Genomic DNA, 24,494 nt, shown 5'->3' on the forward strand with positions numbered 1-24,494 from the left:
ACTTGCTTTGGAATGGCGCCCAAGAACTGACAGTGTAGTCATCTTCGCGGAGCGTATCGCCCATGCCGATTGCTTGTTTCAACAAGTCTTTGTTGACTTTATTATCAACAGCTGGTTTTATCACCAGTCCGCTCAACGCTTTGACTAGTTCATTGGCAGCTTTGTCAACTTCAGCTTGAGTAGCATCCTCATCTTTCAAGACAGATTGCGCTTTCTGCAACTTGCTTTGGAATGGCGCCCAAGAACTGACAGTGTAGTCATCTTCGCGGAGCGTATCGCCCATGCCGATTGCTTGTTTCAACAAGTCTTTGTTGACTTTATTATCAACAGCTGGTTTTATCACCAGTCCGCTCAACGCTTTGACTAGTTCATTGGCAGCTTTGTCAACTTCAGCTTGAGTAGCATCCTCATCTTTCAAGACAGATTGCGCTTTCTGCAACTTGCTTTGGAATGGCGCCCAAGAACTGACAGTGTAGTCATCTTCCTTTAGTCCGGAACTCTTTTTAATGACATCTCTCAGCAAATCTTTGCTGACTTTGTTATCAACAGCTGTTTTTGGTACTAAGTTCTTTAATGCTTCAGCCAAATCATCAGTCGCTTTATCCACTTGTTTTTGAGTGGCATCTATCTTGTTCAGTACGCCTTTAGCTAATCCTAATTTGCTGTGGAATGGTGCCCAAGACTTGAGCGTATAGTCGTCTTCACTGAAACCGAAACAAAATTAATGATATTCTGAAGTTTGTTTTTATCGACTTTATTATCAACAGTCGGTTTCAATTCCAAATTACCGAATGCTGCACCTAAATCGTCAGCTGCCTTGTCTATTTGCTCCTGAGTGGCATTCGGGTTGTTTAACACACCCTTAGCCAATCCTAACTTACTTTGGAATGGTACCCAAGTGTTGAAAATGTAATCATCTTCTTCGAGACCTGAGCTCATATCAATGACGCTCTTTAGCAAGTCTTTGTTGACTTTATTTCCATCTTGCTTTTTCAAATCTAAGTTTAACATTGCTTGGATTAGATTATTGGTTGCCTGATCAACCTCAGCTTGAGTAGCATCCTCTTTGTTCAGTACGCCTTTAGCCAAGCCCAATTTGCTGTGGAATGGCGCCCAAGTATGGAGATAATAGTCATCTTCGTTGAACCCTGAATACGTGTCAACTGCAATCTGCAGACGTGTTTTATCAACGTTAGATTTTTTTTCAGTTGTTTTTTGAACATCTTTGGTTGATTTATCAGTTTTGGAACTGTCAGAAGCTTTTGTTTCCTTTTTGCTCGTCTCTTTGTTTGTGGCTTGTGTGCTGACATCATTTTTAGCTTGACTGTCTTCAGTAACCTGCAAATTAGCTGATGTTTCATCACTGTCTGATTCGCTCACATCATCAGCTTTGTCTGATTCAATTGCGTCATAAATACTGTCCATACTGTCTATCGGTTCAATTTTTTCTACTTCAACAGTTTCATCTGTGGGACTGTCAGCTACTGCTAAGACTGTAGTGACTGGTGAAGCCAAACCTAACACGAGAGCAGAGGACAGGGTAATCCCTTTAGCTATCCATCCTTTCTTAGATTTTTTCAATAATACCTTATGTTTCTCCCGAGAAAGCGCATGCTTAAGAAAATTTTTCTTTCCCATAAACTTCATCCTTTCTATGGACCTTTAATAAAACACTAAAACCAAAAATATACCGATTAATACCGTTAAAATTGATTTTTTAAGTATATTAATAGGTATTGTGTTTATATTATTAATATACCACATCAGTTTCTACTAAACAACGTTTTATGATCATGAAAACGATTCCGAAACGAGTATTTAAACTTATTTACAATCTCTTTTAAATAATAAATATGATGCGAAAAAAATAAGTGATATATGCTCTCTTATTCACTGGACAAACTATAGATTAACCCAAAAATCTCTATATTCTATCAATTTGTTTCGTTGAATTGGCATGGTACGATTTAGTTGCTCAGGAGATGCAACGGAACAGACGACCTGAGAAATAATGGAGAAAGGGAGAAAGGGATGAAAAAAGGGAAACTGAGAACGTTGACGAAAAATTTGCCGTTGCTGTTAATGGCGTTGCCCGGTGCTGTCTGGCTGATTGTTTTTTTCTATATTCCAGTATTTGGAAACGTGGTCGCGTTTAAAGATTTTCACATCAGTCCGCATGGGTTTCTGGATAGTCTGCGTCAAAGTCCGTGGGTTGGATGGGACAATTTTAAGTATTTGTTTTCTTCGTCCGATGCCTTTATCATTACGCGCAACACTGTTTTGTATAACGGCACATTCATCATACTGAATTTGATTCTGGCTGTCACGATTGCAGTGATTCTCAGTGAATTGCGTTCAAAAAAACTGATAAAAGTCTATCAAACGTCTATGCTGCTGCCTTATTTTTTGTCATGGATTATTATCAGCTACTTCATTTATGCATTTTTAAGCCCTGATAAGGGATTGTTTAATGCAATCATCACTGCAAATAACGGTGAGCCGATAGAATGGTTCACAACTAAAAAATATTGGCCGTTTATTTTGGTATTTATGGGTGTTTGGAAAGGGATTGGATATAACAGTATTATCTACTTTGCTTCTATTATGGGGATTGATCCGACTTATTATGAAGCGGCTAGAGTGGATGGTGCCAATAAGTGGCAGCAGATTCGCCACGTGACACTGCCTCAGCTGGTACCTCTGGCAACGATACTGGCGATTCTTGCCGTGGGAAATATTTTTAGAGCTGATTTTGGGCTGTTTTATCTGATACCGAGAAATTCGGGTGCGTTGTATGACGTGACGAGTGTGCTTGACACCTATGTGTATAACGGTCTGACCAGTACGGGTGACTTGGGCATGGCAGCGGCGGCTGGACTGTATCAATCAGTAGTAGGCTGTATTCTTGTAATTATTACCAACCTGATTGTCCGTCGGTTTGACGAAAGTTCAGCACTATTTTAAGGAGGGACAGGATATGAAAAAAAGAAAAAAAGTTTCCTCAGTGAATGTGCGGGGATTCAGCAAAAAAACTGACCTCTTCTTTAATATCATTATTGCGCTGATTGCTTTTTCCTGTGTGTTTCCGTTTATATTCGTTGTCATTATTTCTTTGACGAGCGAGCATTCGCTGGCAGTTGACGGGTATCAGTTATGGCCGTCTGAATGGAGTCTGGACGGTTACCGCTATTTGTATTCATTGCGGGGGAAAATTTTGCAGGCGTTGTTTATCACAGTTTTTGTCACTGTGCTGGGCACACTGGTCAACGTGGTTTTCACGTCGACTTATGCCTATGCCATTTCGAGACCTACGTTCCAGTATCGCCGGTTCTTTACAATTTTCGCGCTGATTACAATGTTGTTCAGTGCCGGTATGGTACCTAACTATATCGTCATGACCAACATGCTGAATTTAAAAGACACTATCTGGGCGTTGATTTTACCTCTGGCGCTGAGTCCGTTTAATATCATTGTCATGCGCACGTTCTTCAGGCGGTCCGTTCCGGATGCGATTATCGAATCGGCACGGATTGACGGGGCGGGCGAGCTGCGGACATTTGTGCAAATTGTGCTTCCCCTGGCAGTTCCGGGGATTGCGACGATCAGTCTGTTTGCGGCTCTGGCTTATTGGAATGACTGGTTTAACGGACTGCTGTATATCCAGAGCGATAACTTGGTTCCGCTGCAATATTTGTTGATGAAAATTCAGAACAACATTGATTTCATGACGAAAAATGCGGCAATGAGCGCCACCTTGGCCGCCGCCGGGGAGACGATACCGAAAGAGGCGACCCGCATGGCCATGGTAGTTATTTCAACTGTCCCAATTGCAGCCAGCTACCCATTTTTCCAGCGCTACTTTATTAGCGGCTTGACAATTGGAGGAGTAAAAGAATAGGCAACAAAAAAATCAATATATATTTAGGGGGATTTTATATGAAACGGTCTTTCAAGAAAATGTTGTTTTCCGCAGCAGTACTCGGACTAGCAGGTGTTGTTTTGGCAGGTTGCAGCTCAATTCAAGGGGACAATAAAAAAGCCGGGAAAAGCGATGACGGTACAGAAACAATTTTGATGTATAAAGTAGGGGACAAACCGGCCGATTACGACAAGTACATGGAATACGTCAACGAAAAGATGAAAGACAAACTGGATGTGAAGTTGGATATTCAGTATATCGGCTGGGGAGACTATGAAGAAAAAATGCAGGTAATCACGTCTTCAGGTGAAGATTATGACATTGCATTCGCCGATAACTTTGCGACCAATGCCCAGAAAGGCGCCTATGCAGATTTAACGGAGCTGGCTCCAAAGTATGCTAAAGAAACGTATGACAATCTTGACCCGGCATACATTAAAGGCAACACCATCAACGGCAAACTTTATGCAATGGGTGTCAATGCCAACAGCTCGGCGCAAATCATGCTCACGTTCCCGAAAGCAGTGCTTGATAAGCACAACTTGGATATTTCCGGGATTAAAACTCTGGCAGACCTTGAACCGCTGCTGGAAGTCATTAAAGAAAAAGAACCTGAATTGACGCCAATCGCTGCGGGATTGAACTTCCGAATCGGCGGCGATATTGACTACGTGTTTGACAATAATTTGCCGATTGGTATCGATTTGCACGGCGATACAAGCAAAATCATCAATCCGTTTGATTCGTCCGACACATTGAAACGTGACTTGAAAACGATGCATGATTTCTATCAAAAAGGCTATGTGCCTAAAGATGCGGCAACCAGCAACCAGGAATATGCGCTCAAAGAGAATACTTGGTTTGCCCGTCTGGAAACACAGGGACCTTTCGACTATGGCGATTCGCTGTTGACACAGGCAGCCGGCAGAGAACTGGTTTCTGTTCCAATTACTATGGCAGTTAAAAACAATACGCAAGCCCGTGTAGCCAACTACGTGATTTCCAGCAGTTCGAAGAAAAAAGAAAAAGCGCTGGAAGTAATCAACCTGATTAACACGGATAGCGACTTGTTGACGACGATGGTTTATGGACTTGAAGGAGAAACTTGGAAGAAACTTGATAACAACCGCATGGAAGTATTGGATGCCTATGATGCGACAAACGTGATTTCCGGTGCTTGGATGACGGGTGACAACTCTAAGATATATATCAATAAAAATGTCACAGACGAGCAAGTCGCACAAAGAGATGAAGTTATCGCCAATGCGGAACAATCGCCGCTGTTGGGCTTCAACTTGGACACATCTAAAATCAAGACTGAAATTGCGAATATTTCCAACGTTTCCAATCAATATTTGTCAGGACTGCATACAGGTACCCTTGACCCTGATGAGACGATCCCAGAGTTCAATGAAAAATTGAAACAAGCTGGAATGGACAAAGTATTGGAAGAAGTTCAAAAACAATATGACGCTTTTTTAAAGGAAAATAAATAGTGATGCTGGACGTCTGAATGAAATCTATTCAGGCGTCTTTAGCTAAAAATGGGGGATAATCATGATTGAAGAAAAGGTAAAAAGCGGCATTGACAAATTTTATTTTTTTATGAAACTCAGCGGTTATTTCTGGCTGGTTGCCTTGTGCGGAGGGATTATTCTGGGCATTGGTCCTGCCTGGTTTGCGATCGTTGACAAGTGTCTGCAAGCCTGCTGGGAGCACCGCGACATCAGTTTCCGCTGTGCGTGGCATGACTTAAAAAAGTTTTTCAAATATGGTAATATTATTAGTGTCGGCTACTTGCTGCTGTCACTGTTTATCTTCTTCAGTCTGGTGACTTCCAGCCAACTGTCAGGTATCGTTTTTTTAATGATTGACTTTATACTCGCAGCGCTATTATTATTGCTTTTTTATTCTTTTTTGCTTGTACCGGTCATATTCGGGTACTTTGACATTTCACTGGGCAATACGGTCAAGCTCTCCTTGATACTTTTTTTCTATCAATGGAAAAGCACGGGAGCATGGCTTTTGTTTTGCGGTATGATGGTCTGGCTGAATATCAAGATGCCGGCGTTTATTCTGTTTATCAGCTCGGGGGCATCAGCCATGTTCATGGCCAAATTCGGTGAACGTCTGTTGACTGAGCTGGAAAAAAAACAGGCTGGTAACGGCAGCAGTGTCCGTCTGTAAACAATACAATAAGGGTGGAAATCATGCTAAGAGTAATGCTTGTTGATGATGAATACATGATTTTAGAAGGTCTCAAAAAGATAATCAACTGGCGGGAACTAGGTTTTGAGATTGTCGCCTCTTTTTTTTCTGCGGAAGAAGCATTGACTTATCTGGAAGATGAAACAGTCGATATTATTGTTTCTGATATTTTATTTGCTGACGGGATGACCGGTTTGGATTTTTTGGATGTCATCAAGCAGCGCTATCCTTATATCGCCTTCGTTTTATTGAGCGGTCACAAAGAATTTGACTATGCCAAGCGTGCCGTAGCCTCAGGGGCCAGCGATTACCTGGTCAAGCCGATTGATAAAGCCGAGTTGAAACGGACGCTGCTCAGAGTCAAAGACGAGCACGTTCAGCTGATGGAGGCGGAGCAGAGTAAGAAGTCGGATGTTTTTTTCAGATGGCTTGCCGGTAAAGTGCAGGACGATGAGCTGTTTTCCCAGCTGTTCTGGGATGACCAGATGAAAAAAAGGCTGCCTGCTGTCTGGTTTTTGAAAGAAGATTGTGTGCTGCCGGCCTCTACTGAATATGTGGTGTTTCCTTTGAAGAAGCAGTTGGTGTTTATTATTTTCCGGACTGTTTACGAGAGCCGCGTCCGCAAGATTGTCAACCGGTTTGAAGATGCGTCTGACCTGATTATCGGAGATGTGTTTGAAGACGGCGCCGGCTTGAAACAGTCGTTTGACTTGCTGAGCATGCACATTGAGTCGTATAGTTTTTACGGTCAGGAAGGGTTTGTTCACCTGTCCGATTATTCAAAGGATGTACCGGTTGAAGAACTGGAAAAACTGGTTGAAACAGCATTCGGCATCAGCCGTTTGAACCAGTTGACCGACATCATGGACCGGATGTTCCAGCTGTTTACGCAGTACTATGTGCACCCGGATCTCGTCAAACATTATACTGTCAGGCTGGCCCAGTCCATCGAGCGGCTGTCAGCGGAGTTCTCCAGTCAAAGTGCTGAAGAACGTTACTGGCATGTGCAGCAGTTCAAAAGTATTGCCGAAGTGGCCGCTTATTTTTGGACGCTTTACAAGCAGTATCAGTATGCCGTTTCTTTGAGCGATTATAGCCAGCTGACGCGGGACGTGCTGAAAATTTTGAAGAAACACTATGCAGAGAATCTGTTGTTGAAAGACTTGGCGGAGATGCTCCATGTCAATGTGATGTATCTCGGGCAAGTTCTGAAAAAAGAAACGAACCAGACTTTTTCTAATTTGTTGAATCAGATGCGGATTAGCCAGTCCAAAGAATTATTGCGCGATACTAGTAAAAGCATTCAGGAAATCGCACTTGAAGTGGGGTACGAACCGCTTTATTTTTACCGCGTATTTAAAAAGTTTGAACTGATGTCGCCAAAAGAATTCCGCGAGCAGGCGCAATGCGCCGCGGACGAATAAAACTGCTGAAACGTGACGCTTCAGCAGTTTTTTGTGACTTATTTTTTTGTCCAGCGGAGTGTGTGGATTTTACCCGGGGCAAGCGTATCTTTGAGCGGTTCATCTTTGAACGCTTCAATCATATTTGCCTCGTGTGCCTGATAACCCGGCATGCTGATTCGGACGGCTGCCGGTTCCGCGTTTGACAGGTTGAACCCTCTGGTGACAATGTCATTGTTTGCCTTGTTCAGTTTCAGCGCTGTCAATGCATAGCGGGTGTTGTCAACGGCCAGTGTTTGGCGGGCAGCCGGCAGCGTGCCGGTATGTCTGTCAGTCTGTGTGACGACCAGCGGGATTTGGAACTGCTGAGCCGCTATAAAGGTGTCATACAGATCATTTTTTCCGTGACAAGAGAACGCGAACTGCACCGTATGTTCTCCCAGACATTGAGCTTCCGGTGTCGGGAAGTAGCCCCAATCACCCAATTCGCCGACCGACCGCAGCAAGGTCACCGCAACAGTTTTCCGATTTTTGAGAAGTTCATACTCATTCAAGCCGTAGTTTGCTACAGTGACACCTTTGCCGTCAGCGTCATGGATATTGACAAAGCTGTGCTGATGCTGCGGGTTCTCCGGGTTTTTCCAATGATTTTCATTGACATCATTCGGACGCTCGACCACTTCAAAAATGCTTTCCGCTAAATGTGTTTCCGCGGCTAAATCAGTCGGGAACAGTACCCGCAGCCGGTGATCCTTGCTTTGATTATCGACGGTAGTCGTGAATGTCAGCTGTCTGCTGTTTTTATCCAGACGAATTGCCGTGCGAATCGTGAACGGCACCAGCTCATCGTTGCGCCGGGCAGTCCGGCTGCGCATTTCGACGACAGACTCTTGCTCTTTCAGCAGACGCTCATCTGCGGCCGACGGAATCATCATTCTTTGGGTGACAAGGATTTCCCCGGTCAATGCGGAGTTGACTGTCACTTTGCGTTCTGTCGGGAAGTGATGGGCATACAGCGCTTTGCCGCCTTCAGGCTGTTTGTAAATATACTCATTGCCAACGTCGCCTGTGTTTTCAAACATCATTAAATCAGTATAGGTCCGGTTGGACAGTTTATCAGTCACTGTCACTAGGCCGTCAGCGTTGACAGCGGCTGATAAATAGTTGTTTTCCAGTGTGAAGCTGAATTCGTCGACTATCGTCCGGTCTGCCTGTTTTTGCGCGGGCGTACGGGGTACAGCTGCCAGAGCTTTCCATGACATGCCGGGCAGGTCATCAACCGAAACTCTGATCGTCAGATAGATGGCCATATACGGAATCCTGAACCGGTCGTCAGGCAAGTCATAGTTGAACCGGACCTGCTTGTCAACAAGTTCGCACGGCAGTTCGTTGCCCTCGCTGTCCAACACAGTGACAGCTGTCAAGTCAGGCAATTCTTTTTCAAGTTCAGCAAACAAGCGGGAAGGAGATCCTTCGCTGAACGGTCTGCGTTGCCATTCGATAGTTGTTTCCAGTACTGCATCACGCTGATGTCCGGATGTGTTAAAAACGATAAACGGCTTGCTGTTCTCAGGGAATGCGCTTGTGTCAATGCTTTTGCGTAGTGTCTGCAGTGCTTCATCTGCCAGAAACTTGCCGACTTGCAGCGACTTTTCATACCTTGCCATCATTTCCCGGTGCACTTCATCGACACTGCAGCCGCAGATGCTGTCATGAGGATGGTTTTGCAGCAGTGTTTTCCACGCGTAGTCCAGCTCGTCATGCGGATAGCTACCTGAAACCTGAAAGGCCATCACTGACAGCGGCTCTGTCATATTTTCCAGCTGTCTTTGAACTTGGGTGTTCTTTTGTTTCACATAAATTCTGGCGGAAGCAGTGTTCGCCAGTGTGTACCACCCGTCAGTTTCCTGACTGGTCAATTCACCGCTGACAGTGTTCAGGTTTTCCGGCAAATCTGCCGTGACTGCCTCAATGTAGTCATCAAAACTGCTATGAATGAATTCATAGTCAGGAAATAGTTCATTTGCCAGACGAATCGCCTCTGTAACATCCTTCTGCACAGGCTGATGGTCGACACCGTTCATCATCAGCAGGTGAGGGGTGGCGGCAAATTTTTCGGCATCCGCCAGTTTTTGATTCCAGAAGCGGACGGCAGCTTCTTTTTCTACAGGAATTTCATTACCGTTACTGTACCAGTTGGCAAACAAGATGGCGAAAATTTTGGAATCATCAGGACTTTGCCACCACATTTCCGAAAATTGCGACGTATACTTGTCGCTGTCAATAACAGCATTATTGAAGCCTGTTGGTTTGACACCCCGGCCGAAAGCCGCTGTTTTGATACCGGCTTCCACCATCATCTGAGGCGCCTGCCCCATGTTGCCGAAGGTATCCGGGAAATACCCCAGCATCACAGGCTGGCCCCATTTGCGGCTTTCTTCCAGCCCAATCATTGTATTACGCGCGTTTGCCTCGCTGCTGATTAAAAAATCATCCTGCAAAATATAGAAAGGACCGATTTTCAATTTGCCGCAAGCAATTGCCCGTCTGACATCAGCTTCGCGTTCCGGACGGACTTGCAGGTAGTCATCCAGAATGATGGTCTGCCCATCCAAATGAAAACTGTGAAACTCAGGGTCGCTCTCAAATAAGTCAAGCAGGTCATCCATCAAACGGATTAAACGCATGTGATGCTGTTCGTAAGACATGTACCATTCGCGGTCCCAGTGGCTGTGTGAAATGATGTAGACTTTTTTCTTAGTCATTAGTTGTCTCCTTTGTATTTTCCGGCATGTGCGAGTCAATCGTGATGTCAAAGAAATCCATCACCAGTTCGCAAAACATCATGTTTGCCCAAGAGAACCATTCGCGTGTGAAATTGTCCGGGTTGTTGACATCAAATCCTTCATGCATCAGGTTGGTTCCGCCGTCACAGGCAACCAGCGTATCCAGAATCCGTTCCTTTTCGGATTTATCGTTTGTCGTCAACCCTTCGATAGCCATCGCAATCGGCCAGACATAGTTCTCCGGCGTGTGCGAACTGCCGATGCCTTTGGCGTATTGCCCTTCGTAGAAGAAGGGATTTTCATCACTCAGCAATGTGCGGCGTGTCGCCAGATACAGCGGGTCTTCCTTGTCGCAGTAGCCAAGATACGGTGCCGACATCAGACTTGGGACGTTCGAGTCGTCCATGATACTGGCATTCCCCAATCCGTCCACTTCATAAGCAAAGACAGACTCTCCGGCTTTGTTCGAAACAACGGCATAATCAGCGATGCCCTGCTTGATATTGCCGCGTAGTCGGCGGATGTGGTTCACCAGCTCCGGGTCGTCGAATAACGTCGTATAAATATCTTCAAGGTAATGCAAGGCAACGACCGCAAACATGTTCGACGGCACCAGATACCCGTACGTACAGCGGTCATCGCTTGGTCTGAAGCCGGACCAAGTCATGCCGGTCTTTTTGACGGGTGTTCCTTTTCCGTCATGGGTCAGCGTGTCTTCCTGGCGCCAGGTGTCCCGCTGGAATGTATAAGGCGACTGGTCATGGTCTTGCTCCACCGTCCAGACGTCGACAATTTTTTTGACACCGTCATGAAAATCCTGATTAAACTGTTCTGTTTCGCCGGTGATTTTGTAAAGAAGGTAAGCCAGCTGGACAGGGTAGCAGAGGGAATCGATTTCATATTTCCGTTCCCAAATCCACGGATTCATTTCAGTGTGATCCGTCTGATGACCGTTTCCGTTCGCCTCTTCATTGAAGGCATTGGCATACGGGTCGATGTTGATGTATTTGAACTGCCGTTTAACAAGACCGGCAATCATTTGTTTAAGGTCTGCATCATTTTTGGCAATCGGCAAATAAGGTCTGACTTGGGCAGTCGAATCTCTCAGCCACATTGCCGGAATATCTCCAGTCAACACAAATGTCGTGCCATCATCCAGTCGTTTGACGGTTGTCAGCAGCGTATTCGCAAAAGCGGCGTTGAAATTTTTAGCCCAGTGCGCGCGTGCTTCACCGCAGCGCTCAGTAATGTCTGCCATAAACCGGCTGACGGATAATGGTATTTCAGAATAAGGCATATCAGCATCTCCTTTTGATATATCAATTATTTACATAAATAATTATATGATATATCATATAAGAAGTCCAGTTCTTTTATTAATCTGTAATAAGTAAGAAAAATTATGGTAAAATAAAATAGAACATAAAGAAAAGAGGGGACAATATGGGGCAGCAGCCATTATATAAAAAGATATATCAATTTCTGAAAGACGGGATTTCCACAGGTGAATTTCCGCCGGACAGTCAGTTGCCGACCGAACTTGAACTGGCAGATATGTTTGCCGTCAGCCGCATCACTTCAAAACGGGCATTAGTCGAACTGGAAAACGAAGGACTGATCAAACGGGTGCGGGGGAAGGGCAGTTTTGTCTTGAAGCCGCTTCAACAGACGGCCGATTCACAAAGCAATGACATTCTTTTGATGCTACCCTTTGGTCACAACGAAGGCTTCGGCAATTACAGTGAAGGTATTTTGGCTGCCCTGCAAGGAACACCTTACCGGCTGAATATCCAGCCGCATCAGGATACGGACAAAGACAACTGGTACCGGCTGATGTCGGATTTTTGCGGCATGATTTATTATCCGATGAGCACGCGTCAAAGCATTGAATTTTTGTTTTACAGCCGGCTCAATCAGTATCCCTTAGTGCTGCTGGATAAAAAAATCGAGTCAATTGATTACCCGGCAATTGTTGCAGACAACTTTGCCGGCGGGAAATTGGCGGCCGAACATCTTATTGCGGCAGGCTGCCAGCATGTCTGCTTTGTTCATACTGAAAATTTATCTGATGTTTCCTCAGTCAGGGAGCGCTACCTCGGCTATTTATCGGCTGTATACGCCCATGAGCTTGCATCAGCTGATTTTGCAGTTACCGGCAATCTAAATGAAGAAGATTTCGGCAAAGAGATAGTCCAATTGATTCAAACAAATGCCGCACGCCTCGAAAAGACCGGTTTGATTATGGAAAACGACTTGCTGGCCATTAAAATGATGAGCACATTGGAAAGAACCGGCGTTGCAGTACCAGATGAAGCAGCCGTCGTCGGTTTTGACAATATTCAGGCAGCAGCCCTGGTGCAGCCCGGTCTGACAACAGTGTCTCAAGATTTTCACCAGATGGGCAGACAAGCAGCGGACTTGCTGCTGGCCCAAATCGAAAGCGGCGATATAAGCCAAACTGTCCACACAGTACCTGTCCAATTAATCATCAGAGAAAGCAGTTTTAGAGAGGAGTAGTGTCATGTCGCAGACAGCACTTGCAAAAATAATGGAAGAGTATCAAGAAGTATATTTCAAAGGAGCATATTTGTCTTTTAAAAAGGAACAGCTGGACGTCCTGTTTTCCGGCCGGTTTTATCGCTTCCAAACACATCAGGAGATGATTGCTGAAAATGACGCTTCCCCGCTGTTACGCTGGTTGAACACAGACGAAGCCGATTCCGCGGATTTAGTTGTGACCCATCATTATGACAGGCACATGAAACCGGACGCCTTTGCTTTAATTGTGGCACAGACAGGCGAAGTCACGATCACGACCAATAATCTCAGAGGGTTCCGGTATGCGCTGGAGGCGTTTATGCGTTTGGTAATCAAGGAAGACGGAGCGGTTATCTGTCCGGTCGTGACAATTGCCCACAGTCCTTCGTTTCAAATCAGAGGCGTCATTGAAGGATTTTACGGTGAACCGTGGACGAAAGAGGAGAGACTGGACTGCTTGCGGTTTATGGCGGCCAATCGGCTGAACACCTATATGTACGCGCCAAAAGACGATGATTATCAGCGGAAACTATGGCGTGAACCTTATCCCGAAACGTATCTGGAACATTTCCGGGAGCTGCTGGCAACGGCTGAACAGGCTGACATTGATTTCTGGTACATGATCAGTCCGGGCAATGACATTGCCTTTACTGAACAGGATGATATGCGGGTGCTCGAAGCGAAACTTGAACAGCTCGTCAACTTGGGTGTCCGCCGCTTCGGCTTGCTGATGGACGATATTGATTATGTTTTGACTGGTAAAAACCGTGTCCGTTTCGGCCACTCGGCTTATGCGCATGCATATTTGGCACAACGGGTCGATGATTATTTGCAGCGGGTATTGGATGACTACACATTGGCTGTCTGTCCGACTGAGTATGACAACAGCACCGATTCTGAATACCTGACACTGCTTACCCAGAAACTGCCGCAGCATATTGCTTTGTTCTGGACAGGACCAGCCACGCTGGCCGGTCAAATCACAACTGAAGAGCTGATGGTCATGTCTGAAAGTTACGGGCGTCAGCTTATCATCTGGGACAATATTCCGGTCAACGACTATCTGGATGACAAACAGCGGCTTTTTTTAAGTCCTTACGCAAATCGCACCCCGAGAATGGCCGATGAAGCCTTCAACGTACTGGGGGTCGTGTCCAACCCGATGATTCAATGGGAGTTGTCGAAGCTGACGATTGCAGATATGAGCCATTATTTGTGGGACTGTACGGCGTACCGGCCAGAAAGTTCGTGGCAGCACGTCCTGTCCGAGTATACACAAAGCACTGAACTGGCCGATGCACTGCGGATTTTCTGCTGGCACAATCAGAACAGATACACTCGCGGCAGTGTCCCGCACACCGTTCAGCAAAAATTGTCACAACAGGATATCCCGGCACTGTCTGGATATTTGGCAGAACTGCTGCAAGCGGTCAAGTGTCTTGAAAAACTGCCTAATCCCGAGTTTCAAAAAAAGGCAGCGCCGTGGTTTGAACGGGTCAAGCAAGATGATAAGCTGTGGCAAGCCGTTTTAGCCGATGACGTGCCGATAATGACGCAGCTGCAAAAAGAATTGTCAAAAGCTTCCTGCCGTATCGGTACTGATATCCCGATGACGTTCTTGGCACAAAAAAGAGGGGAATGACAAAAAGAGGGACAGACATGAAAGGACAAAAGCGGTTAGTGATGCGCAGGCTGATGCGTATCTACTCTTATATTATGATAGTGGTCATTGTGCTGTTTTCCATCATTGTGTGTGTCACAAGTATGTCGCAGAAATACAAAGAAATAAACAATGATGTGGAACGTGTCGCGTACCGGACCAAACAATTTTTCAGCGACAGTGACCAGATTATTTCCAGAACGGCGCGGGAGCTGGTCAATCCGCCGGAACAAATCGATAGTTTGATGAAATATTTTCAGCTCGACAATGCCGGTTATTTAGCTTACTCATTAAAAAAATTCAATCAGACCAACAGGGACACCCAATTTTACTTGCCGAATTTTTCCACTCAGATTTTATTAAACTATCAAGACGTGTACGGCATCGGGATTTCTCTGGACAATGAGACGGAAGCTTTTTATGCCACTCAGGAAAAAAAAGACGGGACAAAAAGGAAGAAACTAGCGACAACTACAGGGAAAATCCAGCTGGCCAAGCGTCTGATTGATTCCGATACATCAAGCAGTGTCGGAGTCATGACAATGGATTTCAACCCGGAGTATTTGCTAAATGACATTGAAACGATTTTAGGCGATCATCGAGATGTCGAAATCATTGCCTTTAAGGAAAACGACAACACACTGCTGCAGTATGCAAACGGTAAAATAACAACAGAAAAACGCGTGAGCGATCCCTTCGGCACATATACCAATGATAATTACCTGTCTCATTCGTACAGCTCCACATATGGCGTCACAACCATTGCCTACGTTCCGCGTACGGCAGTAGTCACTTATGCATTCAGGAGTATCTGGCTGGTACTGCTGATTAATTTAGCACTGATTATCATTCTGATTGTCACGCTGCGGATGACGTTTGATGATTATGTGGAAACACTTGGCCACATTAATGCCGAATTGAACAAAATCGCAAAAGATGACATGAGCGGCCGGCTGGATGTGCCCAACAAGCGGGTCGGCGAGCTGATTGAAATCACCGACAATGTCAACATGATGCTTGATCGAATTGAAAAGAATATCAAAGATATTTACCAGCTGGAAATCGAACAGAAAAATGCCCATATGAAAGCCTTGCAGGCGCAGATTAATCCGCATTTTTTATACAATACACTGGAGTATATCCGGATGTACGCGGTCAATATCGATGCGGACGAATTGGCTGATGTGGTGTATGCTTTTGCCAGTCTGCTGAGAAACAATATTTCTTCTGAAAAAACGACGACGCTGGAACAAGAACTGGCTTTTTGCGAAAAATACGTGTACTTGTATCAAATGCGTTATCCTGACCGGATTGCCTATTCCTTCACTATCGAGGAGTCGCTGACCCGGCTTGAACTGCCGAAGTTCAGCTTGCAGCCTCTTGTTGAAAACTATTTTGTGCACGGCATCGACTACAAACGCAAGGACAATGCGATTCGTCTTTCCGCTTATCGCACAGACGGAGCAGCCTACATATTGGTTGAAGATAACGGCAAAGGAGTGGCTGAGGAAGAGCGGCAGCGGCTGACGCGTATGCTGGAACAAAACGACATCAACGGCCAATCAATCGGTTTGACAAATGTGAATGAGCGGTTGAAAGCCTTTTTCGGCGATGCATACAGCATGGCACTTTCCGCCAGCAAGTTGGGCGGTCTGCTGATTACTATCCGTATCATTTTACCGGATTCCCCCGGCACTCATAACCAGCTTTAATAAAACTCAGCCTCCGTCCAGTTGATCGGGCGGAGGCTGAGTTTCTGCTGAATGGCAGGAGTCAGTCTGTTTGCGTTACTGGCGGGACGTGAGCGAGAAGGGCAGGTCTCTTTCTTGAAACGGCCGGGTCTGCGGTACCAGACACAACTCAAACGTCAATGTGCCGCCGGTCATCAGGTCGTCATGAGTGACGAACAGCGGAGAATGCTCGGTCTGGTTGCGGTAAATCCGCTTGACATAATGATATTGCGGGACATTTTGCCGGGCTTTTATGTTCAAACGATTGCCGTTAGAAAGGTGAATCACCGCTTCGTCAAATAAGGGGATTCCCAAAACATATTCAGCAGTGCCTGGTGTCACAGGATAAAATCCAAGACTGTTGAAAATGAACCAGCCGCTCATGCTGCCATTATTTTCATCCCCGGGATATCCGTCATACCCGTGATGGAACGCTCTGGTCATCAGCTCTTTTAGCAGATGACTGCCGATGTGTGGTTGTTTGACGTAATGAAATAAATAAGGCAGATGGAAACTCGGCTGGTTCGATATTGCAATTTGTCCAAAATCAAACGCTGCAAATTCACTCATCTCATGTATTTCAAACCCGTAACCGCCAACCTCAAAACAGGCGGGTGTGTTACACAACTCTGTCAGGTGTTCGGTAAATGCCGCTTCACCGCCATGGGCCTCTATAAGTCCTTGAAAATCATGGAAAACAGCAAAACTGTTTTGCCATGCACTGCCTTCCGTGTAATCTTTCCCCCAGCTTGTCGGTCTGAACGGCTCTGAGAAATTACCGTCCGGTGTTTTACTGCGCATCAGTCCGCTTTCTTGACTTACGAGATGACGGTAATTCTGCGATGAGCGGTAATAAGCTTCTGCCAGCTCCTGTTTGCCCAGCGAAGAGGCTACCTGACCGATGCAAAAATCGCTGTAAGCATAGTCTTGCGTGTGATTGACACTTTCATGATACGTATTCGGTACATAACCCAGTGCCAAATAATCGCGGGTTCCCTGCCTGCCGTAATTAGGATGTCCGCTTTGCGTGGTTGCACCGGTCAACATTGCTTCCAAAAATTCCGGCATCAAATCAGCACGGATGTTTTTCACAGCCGCATCGGCAATGACAGCATCTACCAGCGTCCCCGGCATCAGACCGCGTTCATCGGGCGACAGCCACTTCGGCAGGAAACCGGTATGGCGGTAACTATTTAAAAAGCCTTCAAGCATTTCTTCGTATTCGGGTACGGCAATCAGCGAGAAGAGAGGATACACTGTTTTGTACGTGTCCCAAAAACCATTGTTGGTATAAAGATAGCCGTCCTGCACGGATTTTGAAAATGTATCGTAATGAATCGGCCGGTTTTGTGCATCTAATTCATACATTTTTTGAGGAAAGAGAAAACAGCGGTAAAGCATTTGGTAAAACAGGTCAACGCGGGATTTATCCCTGTCTGTGACCGTGATTTTTTCAAGCTGATTCAGCCACAAGCGTTCAGCTTGCAGTGTTTGCTCGTCAAAAGTCGTTTGTGTCAGTCGCGCCAAATTCAAATCGGCCTGTGCCTGACTGATGAAGGAAGTTGCTAAAATAACAGTTACCTGCTGTTCGTCCGCGTGCCCGCTGTCGGCAAATGTCAGCATCACACTGCCATTTTCCCCTTGCAGCTCGTCGGCTTTCTGTCCGTTTTCAGACAATGAAGCCGGTGTCACGCACTGCATTGCAATATACATCTTAAAATCCGGGTCTTCACATCCGCTGTAATTGATGATATGACCTCTCAGGCAATGGTCGTCAGCCGAGTAACGGACCGCAAACCGTCCGGGGAGCGTCAGCAGCAGTTTTTTTTCTTTATCAGGCTGGTGATAAGTCATCCTGAGGTGCGCGCCGTAAGTCGACGGTGCGAGTTCACAACGGATACGATACCTGATATGATAATAACTGAGATAATGGGGATGGCAGGCGGCTTCTTCTGGTTTATAAGACCCTTGCTGCATCAGCAAATCCGTTGAAGACAAACTGCCGGCGACTGGCGACAGCAACAAGTGGGAAAAATCACCCATCCAGGGACTTGGTTGATGTGTCAGGCGAATCCCCTGTACGGTCCTGTGATGAGGGTGAAACCACCAGCTGCCTTGTTCCGAAGTGGTCTGCAAGCAGAAATAATTCATCCCAAAAGGGACACCTGTAATCGGGAGTGTATTGCCGTTTGAGTAGTGGCGGTTATTGTCAGTACCATGACGTGTATCAATTGAATGAAGCATGTGAACCTCCTTTGATATATCTTTTAATAAATAATACAATAAAAGATATATCAAATCAACATAATATTTTATGCTATAATAATGTGTCAGCTTATACAGTTTTGATTGAAATGAAAGAGGTAAAAGAATATGACAACTAAGGACTGTGTGCTGCATTTTTTGGAAAAAAACAGAGGAAGCAGTGTGTCCGGTACGCTGATTTCCAAAGAACTGGGTATTTCAAGAAATGCTGTTTGGAAAGCCGTCAACCAATTGAAAAAAGAAGGTTTTCAAATCGAAAGTAAACCAAATCAAGGTTATTCATTGAAGCAAAGTGATGATTTATTGTCAGTGCAAGGGATTCAGACATATCTGACAGTGGATGATGATGTGGATTTGCGTGTCTATGATGAAGTGAAATCGACCAATACCCTTGCTAAAAAAGATGCGATAGACCATTCCGGCCAGACGACGGTCATCGTTGCCAACAGTCAGACAGAGGGGAAAGGGCGCCGCGGCCGAACGTTTTATTCACCTCCGGGGTCCGGTATCTATCTCAGTGTCGTGCTTAATCCCAAACAGTTTAAATTTCAAAATCTGACACTGATTACTGCTGTTGCGGCAGTGTCTGTGGCTCAGGTCATTGAAGAAACAACTGGGGAGAAACCGGAAATAAAGTGGGTCAACGACGTGCTGCTGCACGGACGGAAAATTTGCGGCATTTTGACAGAAGCTGTCACCGATTTAGAAACCGGCGGCATGCAGTGGGTGGTTGTCGGTATTGGACTAAATGTAACGACGCCGGAAAAAGGGTTTCCTGCGGACATTCAGCAGCGGGCAGGGACACTGTTTCAGCAGAACCTGTCTGAGCTTCCGCGTAACCAGCTGGCCGCCGGGATAATCAATCGGTTTCTTGCCAATAGTTACTCATGGGACGACCAGCAAATCGTTGCCGCCTATAAAAAACGTATGCCGCTGCTTGGCAAGTCAGTAGTGGTCAATGATTTTTCTTCGGAACCTTATTTAGTGACCGCAAGAGATGTTAACGAACAGGGACAGCTCGTTGTGGAAACGCAGGGAGGGGAAATAAAAGTACTTAACTCAGAAGAAATCAGCATTAAAATTTAATTAGCATTGTCAACCTTTTAAAAAAAATGGTTGACAATGCTTTTTTTTCACTTTATACTTTAAGCAGATTGGAGGGGGATTATGACAACTATCAACATAAAAGATATCACAAGAATTGCCATGTTTACAGCTTTAATTGTCGTGATTGGACAAATCAGCATTCCGATGCCTTACGGTGTGCCAATGACACTGCAGACATTTATCATTCCATTTGCAGGTATTCTGCTCGGCAGGCGCGACGGGCTCCTTTCTGTCTTTGTCTATATTTTGCTTGGGATGACAGGCTTGCCGGTTTTTGCCGGTTTTTCAGGCGGCTTTGGCGTTGTAATCGGTCCGACAGGCGGCTTTATTTTATCATTTCCATTGATGGCATGGTGTGCAGCATTAGGCGCAGAAAAACAAACAAAATTGTCTCTTTATCTTGGGCTTACCGCCGGAGCAACCTTGAACTTCCTGGCAGGCATGCTGTATTTCAGTTTTGCCACATCGAGTACATTGCCGGCCGCATTTGCCGCGTGTGTGCTGCCGTTTTTACCGACAGCAGTACTGAAGATTGTCTTGATTGGTCTCATTAGTTCAAAAATGAGTCGTTATAAACTTTATCATAAAATCACAGGGTGATATTCATCCGCGACAACAGGAATATGTTAAAAGTCTAACGACAAACAGCTAACCCGCAAGCTGCTAGAAAGCTTGCGGGTTAGCTGTTTCTGTCATTCCTTCAGATTAGTTGAAGATATTTTTTGTTGCCGGATAAACTTTACGGTAATGCCGGTAGCATGTGTCGTATGCCGAGACGTGGTTATCATCAGGCAAGTATTCCTTGTCGTAAGCGACGAACTCACGACTACAGTCCGTCATGCTGTCAAACCAGTTTGCCCCGACAGCCGCAATCATCGCGGCCCCGAGCGCCGGACCTTGTTCACTGGCGAGAGTGACGATTTTTGTATTGAACACATCCGCCTGGATTTGCAGCCAGTCCTGGTTTTTAGCGCCGCCGCCGACGGAGACGATGGCGTCAAATGTTTTCCCTGCATACTGTTTCATTAATTCTTGAGAATCTTTTAAAGAAAAGGTAATGCCCTCAATAACTGCGCGGGCAAAGTGGTCCAACGTATGTCCGACCGATATGCCGACAAAACTGCCGCGAATATGGCTGTCAGTGTAAGGTGTTCGTTCCCCGGCAATGTAAGGTGTGAACAGCAGATTGTCAGAACCAATCGGTACCGAACTGATATTTCCCAGCAGTTCATCGTAGCTTTTCGTACTGGCAAATGTCTGCTTGAACCAAGATAAACTATGCCCGGCGGCCAGTGTCACCCCCATGGAATAGTAACGGTCTTTGTCTGCATGGTTGAAATAGTGCAGGTGACCGCCGTAGCTGCCTTTTGGGTCGTCTTCATAGGATAAAAAGACGCCCGATGTCCCGATACTGGCTAAAGCCAAACCGCTGGAAGTGATACCTGCCGCCAGCGCCGCACAGGCATTGTCAGCTCCGCCGGAATAAACAGCCACCGGCGTGTCAAAGCCGATGTCTGTTGCCAAACCAGTTTTAATGTAGCCGATACAATCACTTGATTCGACCAGTGGCGGGCAAATCTTTTCCGGAATGTCAAACGCCTGTAAAATCTTTTGACTCCATTCCTTTTCTCCGGTATTCAATAAAAGCGTTCCGGCAGCATCTGAGTACTCCATTTGCTGATTGCCAGTCAAAAAGAATCCGACATAATCTTTCGGAAGCAGAAAGCGGGCAACGTCTTGCCAGATGTCCGGTTCGTTGTCTTTTACCCATAATAGTTTCGGCAATGTAAATCCTTCAAGGGCCTTATTTTTGGTGATGTCAATCAGCTCATCGCCGAGTGTGCGAGTGATTTCTTCGCATTGCGGCGTGGTGCGGACATCATTCCACAAAATGGCATTGCGCAAAATTTCTCCCTCATCGTTGAGCAAAACTAAGCTGTGCATCTGCCCGGAAAAACTGATGCCCTCCGTTTTTTGAGCTGCTTCGGGAACATCCGTAAGCAGTTGTTTCAAAACGCTGACCAGCGCATCAGTCCAAACAGCCGGATGCTGTTCGCTGAATCCCGGCTGGGGAGTTTCCAGTCCGTATTCTTGCTGACGAGTTGCAACGACATTCCCTTGTTTCGTGACGAGGATACCTTTCAACGAACTGGTCCCCACATCAATCCCGATAATATAACTCATGGTCTCTCTCCGTTCATAAAAAAGCTACCTTCAGAAGAAAGATAGCTTTTGATTTTTTACACTAAGTAGTCGTTCAAACGTGATTTCAGCAATTCCAGATGATTGGATTCATTCTCCACATGGTCATGTGCCAGTGCATACTCTGTCAGTGACGTCAAATTTTCGTTGCCGTCGACGATGGATTTGCCGATGCCGCTTTGATAACTTGCATAGCGGCGGCTGATTTCTTTGTCGAAAAAGCCGTCTTCTTTTAAGGCTGCTGCGGCTTTCAAACCGCGGGCGAACGTATCCATCCCGGCAATATGAGCGAGAATCAAGTCTTCCATTTTGAAGGAAGTCCGTCTGACTTTGGCATCAAAGTTGATGCCTCCCGGTGCGATACCGCCGTTTTCCAGAACTTGGTACATGGCCAGTGTTGTATCGTAAATGTTAGTCGGGAACTCATCCGTGTCCCATCCGAGCAGCATGTCGCCTTGGTTGGCGTCAAGCGAGCCAAGTGCATCATAACAGCGGGCAACATACATTTCATGATCAAACGTATGACCAGCCAATGTTGCATGGTTGGCTTCGAGATTTAGCTTAAAGTAATCGGTCAACCCGTATTTTTGCAGAAATGCCATCGTCGTTGCCGCATCAAAGTCGTACTGGTGTTTTGACGGCTCCATCGGTTTTGGCTCGATTAAGAACTGCACCTCGTGTCCGATCTCTTTTGCATAATCAACTGCCATGTGGAATAGACGGGCGATGTTGTCTTGTTCCAACATCATGTCAGTGTTCAATAAAGATTCATAACCTTCGCGGCCGCCCCAGAACACATAATTTTTACCGCCGAGTTTTTTGCTGATGTCAATGCCTTTTTTGACTTGTGCCGCAGCGATGGCAAATACTTCCGCGTTGGAAGAGGAGGCTGCACCATGAACAAAACGGGGATGTGTAAACATGTTCGCTGTGTTCCAAAGCAGTTTTTTGCCGGTTTCGTCCATTTTTTGTTTGATCAGGTCAGTTATCACGTCAAGGTTGTCGAAAAACTCCTGCAACGAGTCTCCTTGTGGTGCAATGTCCACATCATGGAAACAGAAGAAGTCCATGCTTAATTTATCCAAAATTTCAAATGCAGCGTCCACACGATTTTTAGCAGTTGTCATTGGATCTTCAGACAGCCATGTGCGCTCGTTAATCGGGGCACCGAACGGATCTGTGCCGTCTTGTGTCAATGTGTGCCACCATGCCATCGCAAAGCGCAGATGCTCTCTCATCGGTTTACCGAAAACTATTTCGTCCGGATTGTAGTGTCGGAAAGCAAACGGGTTACTCGTTTCTTTCCCTTCAAATTTTACTTTGTCTATTGACGGAAAATACGCCATAATTAATAACCTCCTGAATTTTTTGTAGTAAGTTTACTGTACAAACAAATGATAAATCATCTCTATCTTTTTGTCAACAGAGATTCTAATTTCACGGAAATTCTTTTCAAATATGTGTTAGCATGATAAACTAACAGAAGTAAGTGTTGGGAGTGTTTATGAAATGATAGTGGACAAGTACACAATTCGCAAACAAAATGAGGCAACCGTCTTATCTCAGATTATTAAGTATGAACAGATATCTCGAGCCGAGGTGTCCAAGATAACGAACCTCAATAAAGCAACGGTGTCAGAAATCACAGCCGGTTTGATTGAAAAAAAACTGGTGCATGAGTTAGGGTCTGGCGAAAGTTCTAAAGTCGGCGGACGAAAGCCGCGAATTTTAGGGTTTAACAAACGAGCCGGCTGTTCGATTAATGTTGATTTGGGCTACAATTATGTTTCCAGTTCTTTGACATTTCTTAACGGTGAAGTATATCAGGCAAAAAAAGAAAAAGGTTTTTACATCAACCAGCAAACAGTGGTGGAATATGTCATGAACCTAGTGGACGATTATCAGCCACTTGCAGAAAAGATGACTGAGTTCGGTATTGTCGGCATGACGCTTGCGATTCACGGGACGGTTAATAACAACAAAATCATTTTCACGCCATACTACGACCTTGATGTCATGGATTTGGTGGCAGCACTGGAAGAGAAAGTGGATTTTCACGTGTATGTTGAAAATGAAGCAAACTTAAGTGCTGTGGCGGAAGCGACTTTTTCGACCAATGAGAAGATGCTTGTCAGTGTCAATGTGTATAGCGGTATAGGTGCCGGGGTAATAATCAACAGAGAGCTGTATAAAGGCAAAGACGGTAATTCAGGAGAAATAGGGCACACGACCCTCATCCCGAAAGGCAAGATATGCCCGTGCGGCAACCACGGCTGTCTGGAACAGTATTGTTCTCAGAAAGCGGTATTGAACGAGTACGCACAACACGTCGGAAAAGAAGTGTCACTGGATGAATTTGTGGCAGCTTATCGCGACAATGACGATTATGCGGTTAAACTGATTAATGGGATGTGTTTTGATTTATCCATCGGCATCAATAATTTGATTTGCCATTATTCACCGAACGTCATCTTTATTAACGGCTCCATATTCAGACGTATTCCCGAAATGCTCGACTTTATTCATCATTCGTTAAAACCTTCTATGCAGAAAACGACACGGCTGGTTCATTCATCTTTAGGCGATGAGGCTACGTTGTTCGGCGCAGCGGCGCACAGCATCAAGAAATTTTTAGAAATAGATGAACTGAATCTGGTAAAGGAGGAGTGAAACAGA

17 protein-coding genes and 1 pseudogene are annotated in these 24,494 nt (G+C 45.5%); 11 read left to right on the forward strand and 7 right to left on the reverse strand.

From position 1 onward, the window contains the following. Both CBF27_RS04595 and CBF27_RS04600 read right to left on the reverse strand, forming a co-directional pair. A pseudogene (locus CBF27_RS04595) lies at window positions 1–607 on the reverse strand (FIVAR domain-containing protein); the annotation flags it as partial. Between the two features lie 47 nt (window positions 608–654). Continuing rightward, window positions 655–1,638, reverse strand: coding sequence for an FIVAR domain-containing protein (locus tag CBF27_RS04600; RefSeq protein WP_126812860.1), 984 nt, complete (start codon window positions 1,636–1,638; stop codon window positions 655–657). Window positions 1,639–2,031: 393 nt separating this feature from the next. On the opposite strand from CBF27_RS04600, the gene CBF27_RS04605 reads away from it, so the two are divergent. The 5 genes from CBF27_RS04605 to CBF27_RS04625 all read left to right on the forward strand — a co-directional run bounded on the left by CBF27_RS04605 (window position 2,032) and on the right by CBF27_RS04625 (window position 7,551). Continuing rightward, a complete protein-coding gene (locus tag CBF27_RS04605) occupies window positions 2,032–2,964 on the forward strand; it encodes an ABC transporter permease (RefSeq protein WP_211334619.1) in 933 nt (310 codons plus the stop codon). Window positions 2,965–2,977: 13 nt separating this feature from the next. Further along, window positions 2,978–3,898, forward strand: a complete 921-nt coding sequence (locus CBF27_RS04610) for a carbohydrate ABC transporter permease (RefSeq protein ID WP_126812862.1) — start codon at window positions 2,978–2,980, stop codon at window positions 3,896–3,898. Between the two features lie 38 nt (window positions 3,899–3,936). Further along, complete coding sequence (locus tag CBF27_RS04615) at window positions 3,937–5,415, forward strand: ABC transporter substrate-binding protein (protein WP_126812864.1); 1,479 nt, start codon at window positions 3,937–3,939, stop codon at window positions 5,413–5,415. A gap of 61 nt (window positions 5,416–5,476) precedes the next feature. Beyond that, complete coding sequence (locus CBF27_RS04620; protein ID WP_126812866.1) at window positions 5,477–6,106, forward strand: DUF624 domain-containing protein; 630 nt, start codon at window positions 5,477–5,479, stop codon at window positions 6,104–6,106. 23 nt (window positions 6,107–6,129) lie between these two features. Beyond that, window positions 6,130–7,551 (forward strand): response regulator transcription factor, encoded by a 1,422-nt coding sequence (locus tag CBF27_RS04625; RefSeq protein WP_126812868.1) that lies wholly within the window; start codon window positions 6,130–6,132, stop codon window positions 7,549–7,551. Window positions 7,552–7,589: 38 nt separating this feature from the next. Here CBF27_RS04625 and CBF27_RS04630 read toward each other — a convergent pair whose 3' ends face one another. After that, window positions 7,590–10,295: an alpha-mannosidase gene (locus CBF27_RS04630; RefSeq protein WP_126812870.1), complete on the reverse strand. Its 2,706-nt coding sequence runs from the start codon at window positions 10,293–10,295 to the stop codon at window positions 7,590–7,592. Continuing rightward, on the reverse strand, window positions 10,288–11,613 hold the full coding sequence (locus tag CBF27_RS04635; protein ID WP_126812872.1) for a glycoside hydrolase family 125 protein: 1,326 nt from the start codon (window positions 11,611–11,613) through the stop codon (window positions 10,288–10,290). The genes CBF27_RS04630 and CBF27_RS04635 overlap by 8 nt, the downstream gene beginning before the upstream one ends. Window positions 11,614–11,759: 146 nt before the next feature. Here CBF27_RS04635 and CBF27_RS04640 point away from each other — a divergent pair, with 146 nt between their 5' ends. From CBF27_RS04640 to CBF27_RS04650, 3 genes are read left to right on the forward strand one after another with little or no spacing between them, the layout of a single operon-like run. Beyond that, window positions 11,760–12,833 (forward strand): GntR family transcriptional regulator, encoded by a 1,074-nt coding sequence (locus tag CBF27_RS04640; protein ID WP_126812874.1) that lies wholly within the window; start codon window positions 11,760–11,762, stop codon window positions 12,831–12,833. 4 nt (window positions 12,834–12,837) lie between these two features. After that, window positions 12,838–14,496, forward strand: coding sequence for a protein O-GlcNAcase (locus CBF27_RS04645; protein ID WP_126812876.1), 1,659 nt, complete (start codon window positions 12,838–12,840; stop codon window positions 14,494–14,496). A gap of 17 nt (window positions 14,497–14,513) precedes the next feature. Next, window positions 14,514–16,226 carry a sensor histidine kinase gene (locus CBF27_RS04650; protein ID WP_170175005.1) on the forward strand — a complete coding sequence of 571 codons (1,713 nt, stop codon included), beginning with the start codon at window positions 14,514–14,516 and terminating at the stop codon, window positions 16,224–16,226. A 75-nt stretch (window positions 16,227–16,301) separates the two neighbouring features. On the opposite strand, the gene CBF27_RS04655 is transcribed toward CBF27_RS04650, so the two are convergent. After that, a complete protein-coding gene (locus CBF27_RS04655; protein ID WP_126812880.1) occupies window positions 16,302–18,488 on the reverse strand; it encodes a GH92 family glycosyl hydrolase in 2,187 nt (728 codons plus the stop codon). Window positions 18,489–18,617: 129 nt separating this feature from the next. Between CBF27_RS04655 and CBF27_RS04660 the strand changes: the two genes are divergently transcribed. Beyond that, window positions 18,618–19,595 (forward strand): biotin--[acetyl-CoA-carboxylase] ligase, encoded by a 978-nt coding sequence (locus CBF27_RS04660; protein ID WP_126812882.1) that lies wholly within the window; start codon window positions 18,618–18,620, stop codon window positions 19,593–19,595. An 81-nt stretch (window positions 19,596–19,676) separates the two neighbouring features. Further along, window positions 19,677–20,216, forward strand: a complete 540-nt coding sequence (locus CBF27_RS04665) for a biotin transporter BioY (protein WP_126812885.1) — start codon at window positions 19,677–19,679, stop codon at window positions 20,214–20,216. A 105-nt stretch (window positions 20,217–20,321) separates the two neighbouring features. On the opposite strand, the gene xylB is transcribed toward CBF27_RS04665, so the two are convergent. After that, window positions 20,322–21,800 (reverse strand): xylulokinase, encoded by a 1,479-nt coding sequence (gene xylB, locus CBF27_RS04670; RefSeq protein ID WP_126812887.1) that lies wholly within the window; start codon window positions 21,798–21,800, stop codon window positions 20,322–20,324. Window positions 21,801–21,856: 56 nt separating this feature from the next. Continuing rightward, the gene (gene xylA / locus CBF27_RS04675; protein WP_126812890.1) at window positions 21,857–23,164 is read right to left on the reverse strand and encodes a xylose isomerase; all 1,308 of its coding nucleotides are present in this window, start codon (window positions 23,162–23,164) and stop codon (window positions 21,857–21,859) included. A 163-nt stretch (window positions 23,165–23,327) separates the two neighbouring features. On the opposite strand from xylA, the gene CBF27_RS04680 reads away from it, so the two are divergent. After that, entirely contained in the window at window positions 23,328–24,488 is a 1,161-nt protein-coding gene (locus tag CBF27_RS04680) for an ROK family transcriptional regulator (RefSeq protein ID WP_126812892.1), read from the forward strand. Window positions 24,489–24,494: the final 6 nt, after the last annotated feature.

It is taken from the genome of Vagococcus acidifermentans, from assembly GCF_003987655.1.
Lineage (GTDB): Bacteria > Bacillota > Bacilli > Lactobacillales > Vagococcaceae > Vagococcus_B > Vagococcus_B acidifermentans.

Coding starts and splice junctions, on each gene's coding strand:
- CBF27_RS04655 (WP_126812880.1), bottom strand. CDS start 18,488: ATGCTTCATTCAATTGATACACGTCATGGTACTGACAATAACCGCCAC.
- CBF27_RS04635 (WP_126812872.1), bottom strand. CDS start 11,613: ATGCCTTATTCTGAAATACCATTATCCGTCAGCCGGTTTATGGCAGAC.
- CBF27_RS04605 (WP_211334619.1), top strand. CDS start 2,032: ATGAAAAAAGGGAAACTGAGAACGTTGACGAAAAATTTGCCGTTGCTG.
- CBF27_RS04615 (WP_126812864.1), top strand. CDS start 3,937: ATGAAACGGTCTTTCAAGAAAATGTTGTTTTCCGCAGCAGTACTCGGA.
- CBF27_RS04600 (WP_126812860.1), bottom strand. CDS start 1,638: ATGGGAAAGAAAAATTTTCTTAAGCATGCGCTTTCTCGGGAGAAACAT.
- CBF27_RS04665 (WP_126812885.1), top strand. CDS start 19,677: ATGACAACTATCAACATAAAAGATATCACAAGAATTGCCATGTTTACA.
- CBF27_RS04645 (WP_126812876.1), top strand. CDS start 12,838: ATGTCGCAGACAGCACTTGCAAAAATAATGGAAGAGTATCAAGAAGTA.
- CBF27_RS04640 (WP_126812874.1), top strand. CDS start 11,760: ATGGGGCAGCAGCCATTATATAAAAAGATATATCAATTTCTGAAAGAC.
- xylB (WP_126812887.1), bottom strand. CDS start 21,800: ATGAGTTATATTATCGGGATTGATGTGGGGACCAGTTCGTTGAAAGGT.
- xylA (WP_126812890.1), bottom strand. CDS start 23,164: ATGGCGTATTTTCCGTCAATAGACAAAGTAAAATTTGAAGGGAAAGAA.
- CBF27_RS04680 (WP_126812892.1), top strand. CDS start 23,328: ATGATAGTGGACAAGTACACAATTCGCAAACAAAATGAGGCAACCGTC.
- CBF27_RS04610 (WP_126812862.1), top strand. CDS start 2,978: ATGAAAAAAAGAAAAAAAGTTTCCTCAGTGAATGTGCGGGGATTCAGC.
- CBF27_RS04650 (WP_170175005.1), top strand. CDS start 14,514: ATGAAAGGACAAAAGCGGTTAGTGATGCGCAGGCTGATGCGTATCTAC.
- CBF27_RS04625 (WP_126812868.1), top strand. CDS start 6,130: ATGCTAAGAGTAATGCTTGTTGATGATGAATACATGATTTTAGAAGGT.
- CBF27_RS04660 (WP_126812882.1), top strand. CDS start 18,618: ATGACAACTAAGGACTGTGTGCTGCATTTTTTGGAAAAAAACAGAGGA.
- CBF27_RS04620 (WP_126812866.1), top strand. CDS start 5,477: ATGATTGAAGAAAAGGTAAAAAGCGGCATTGACAAATTTTATTTTTTT.
- CBF27_RS04630 (WP_126812870.1), bottom strand. CDS start 10,295: ATGACTAAGAAAAAAGTCTACATCATTTCACACAGCCACTGGGACCGC.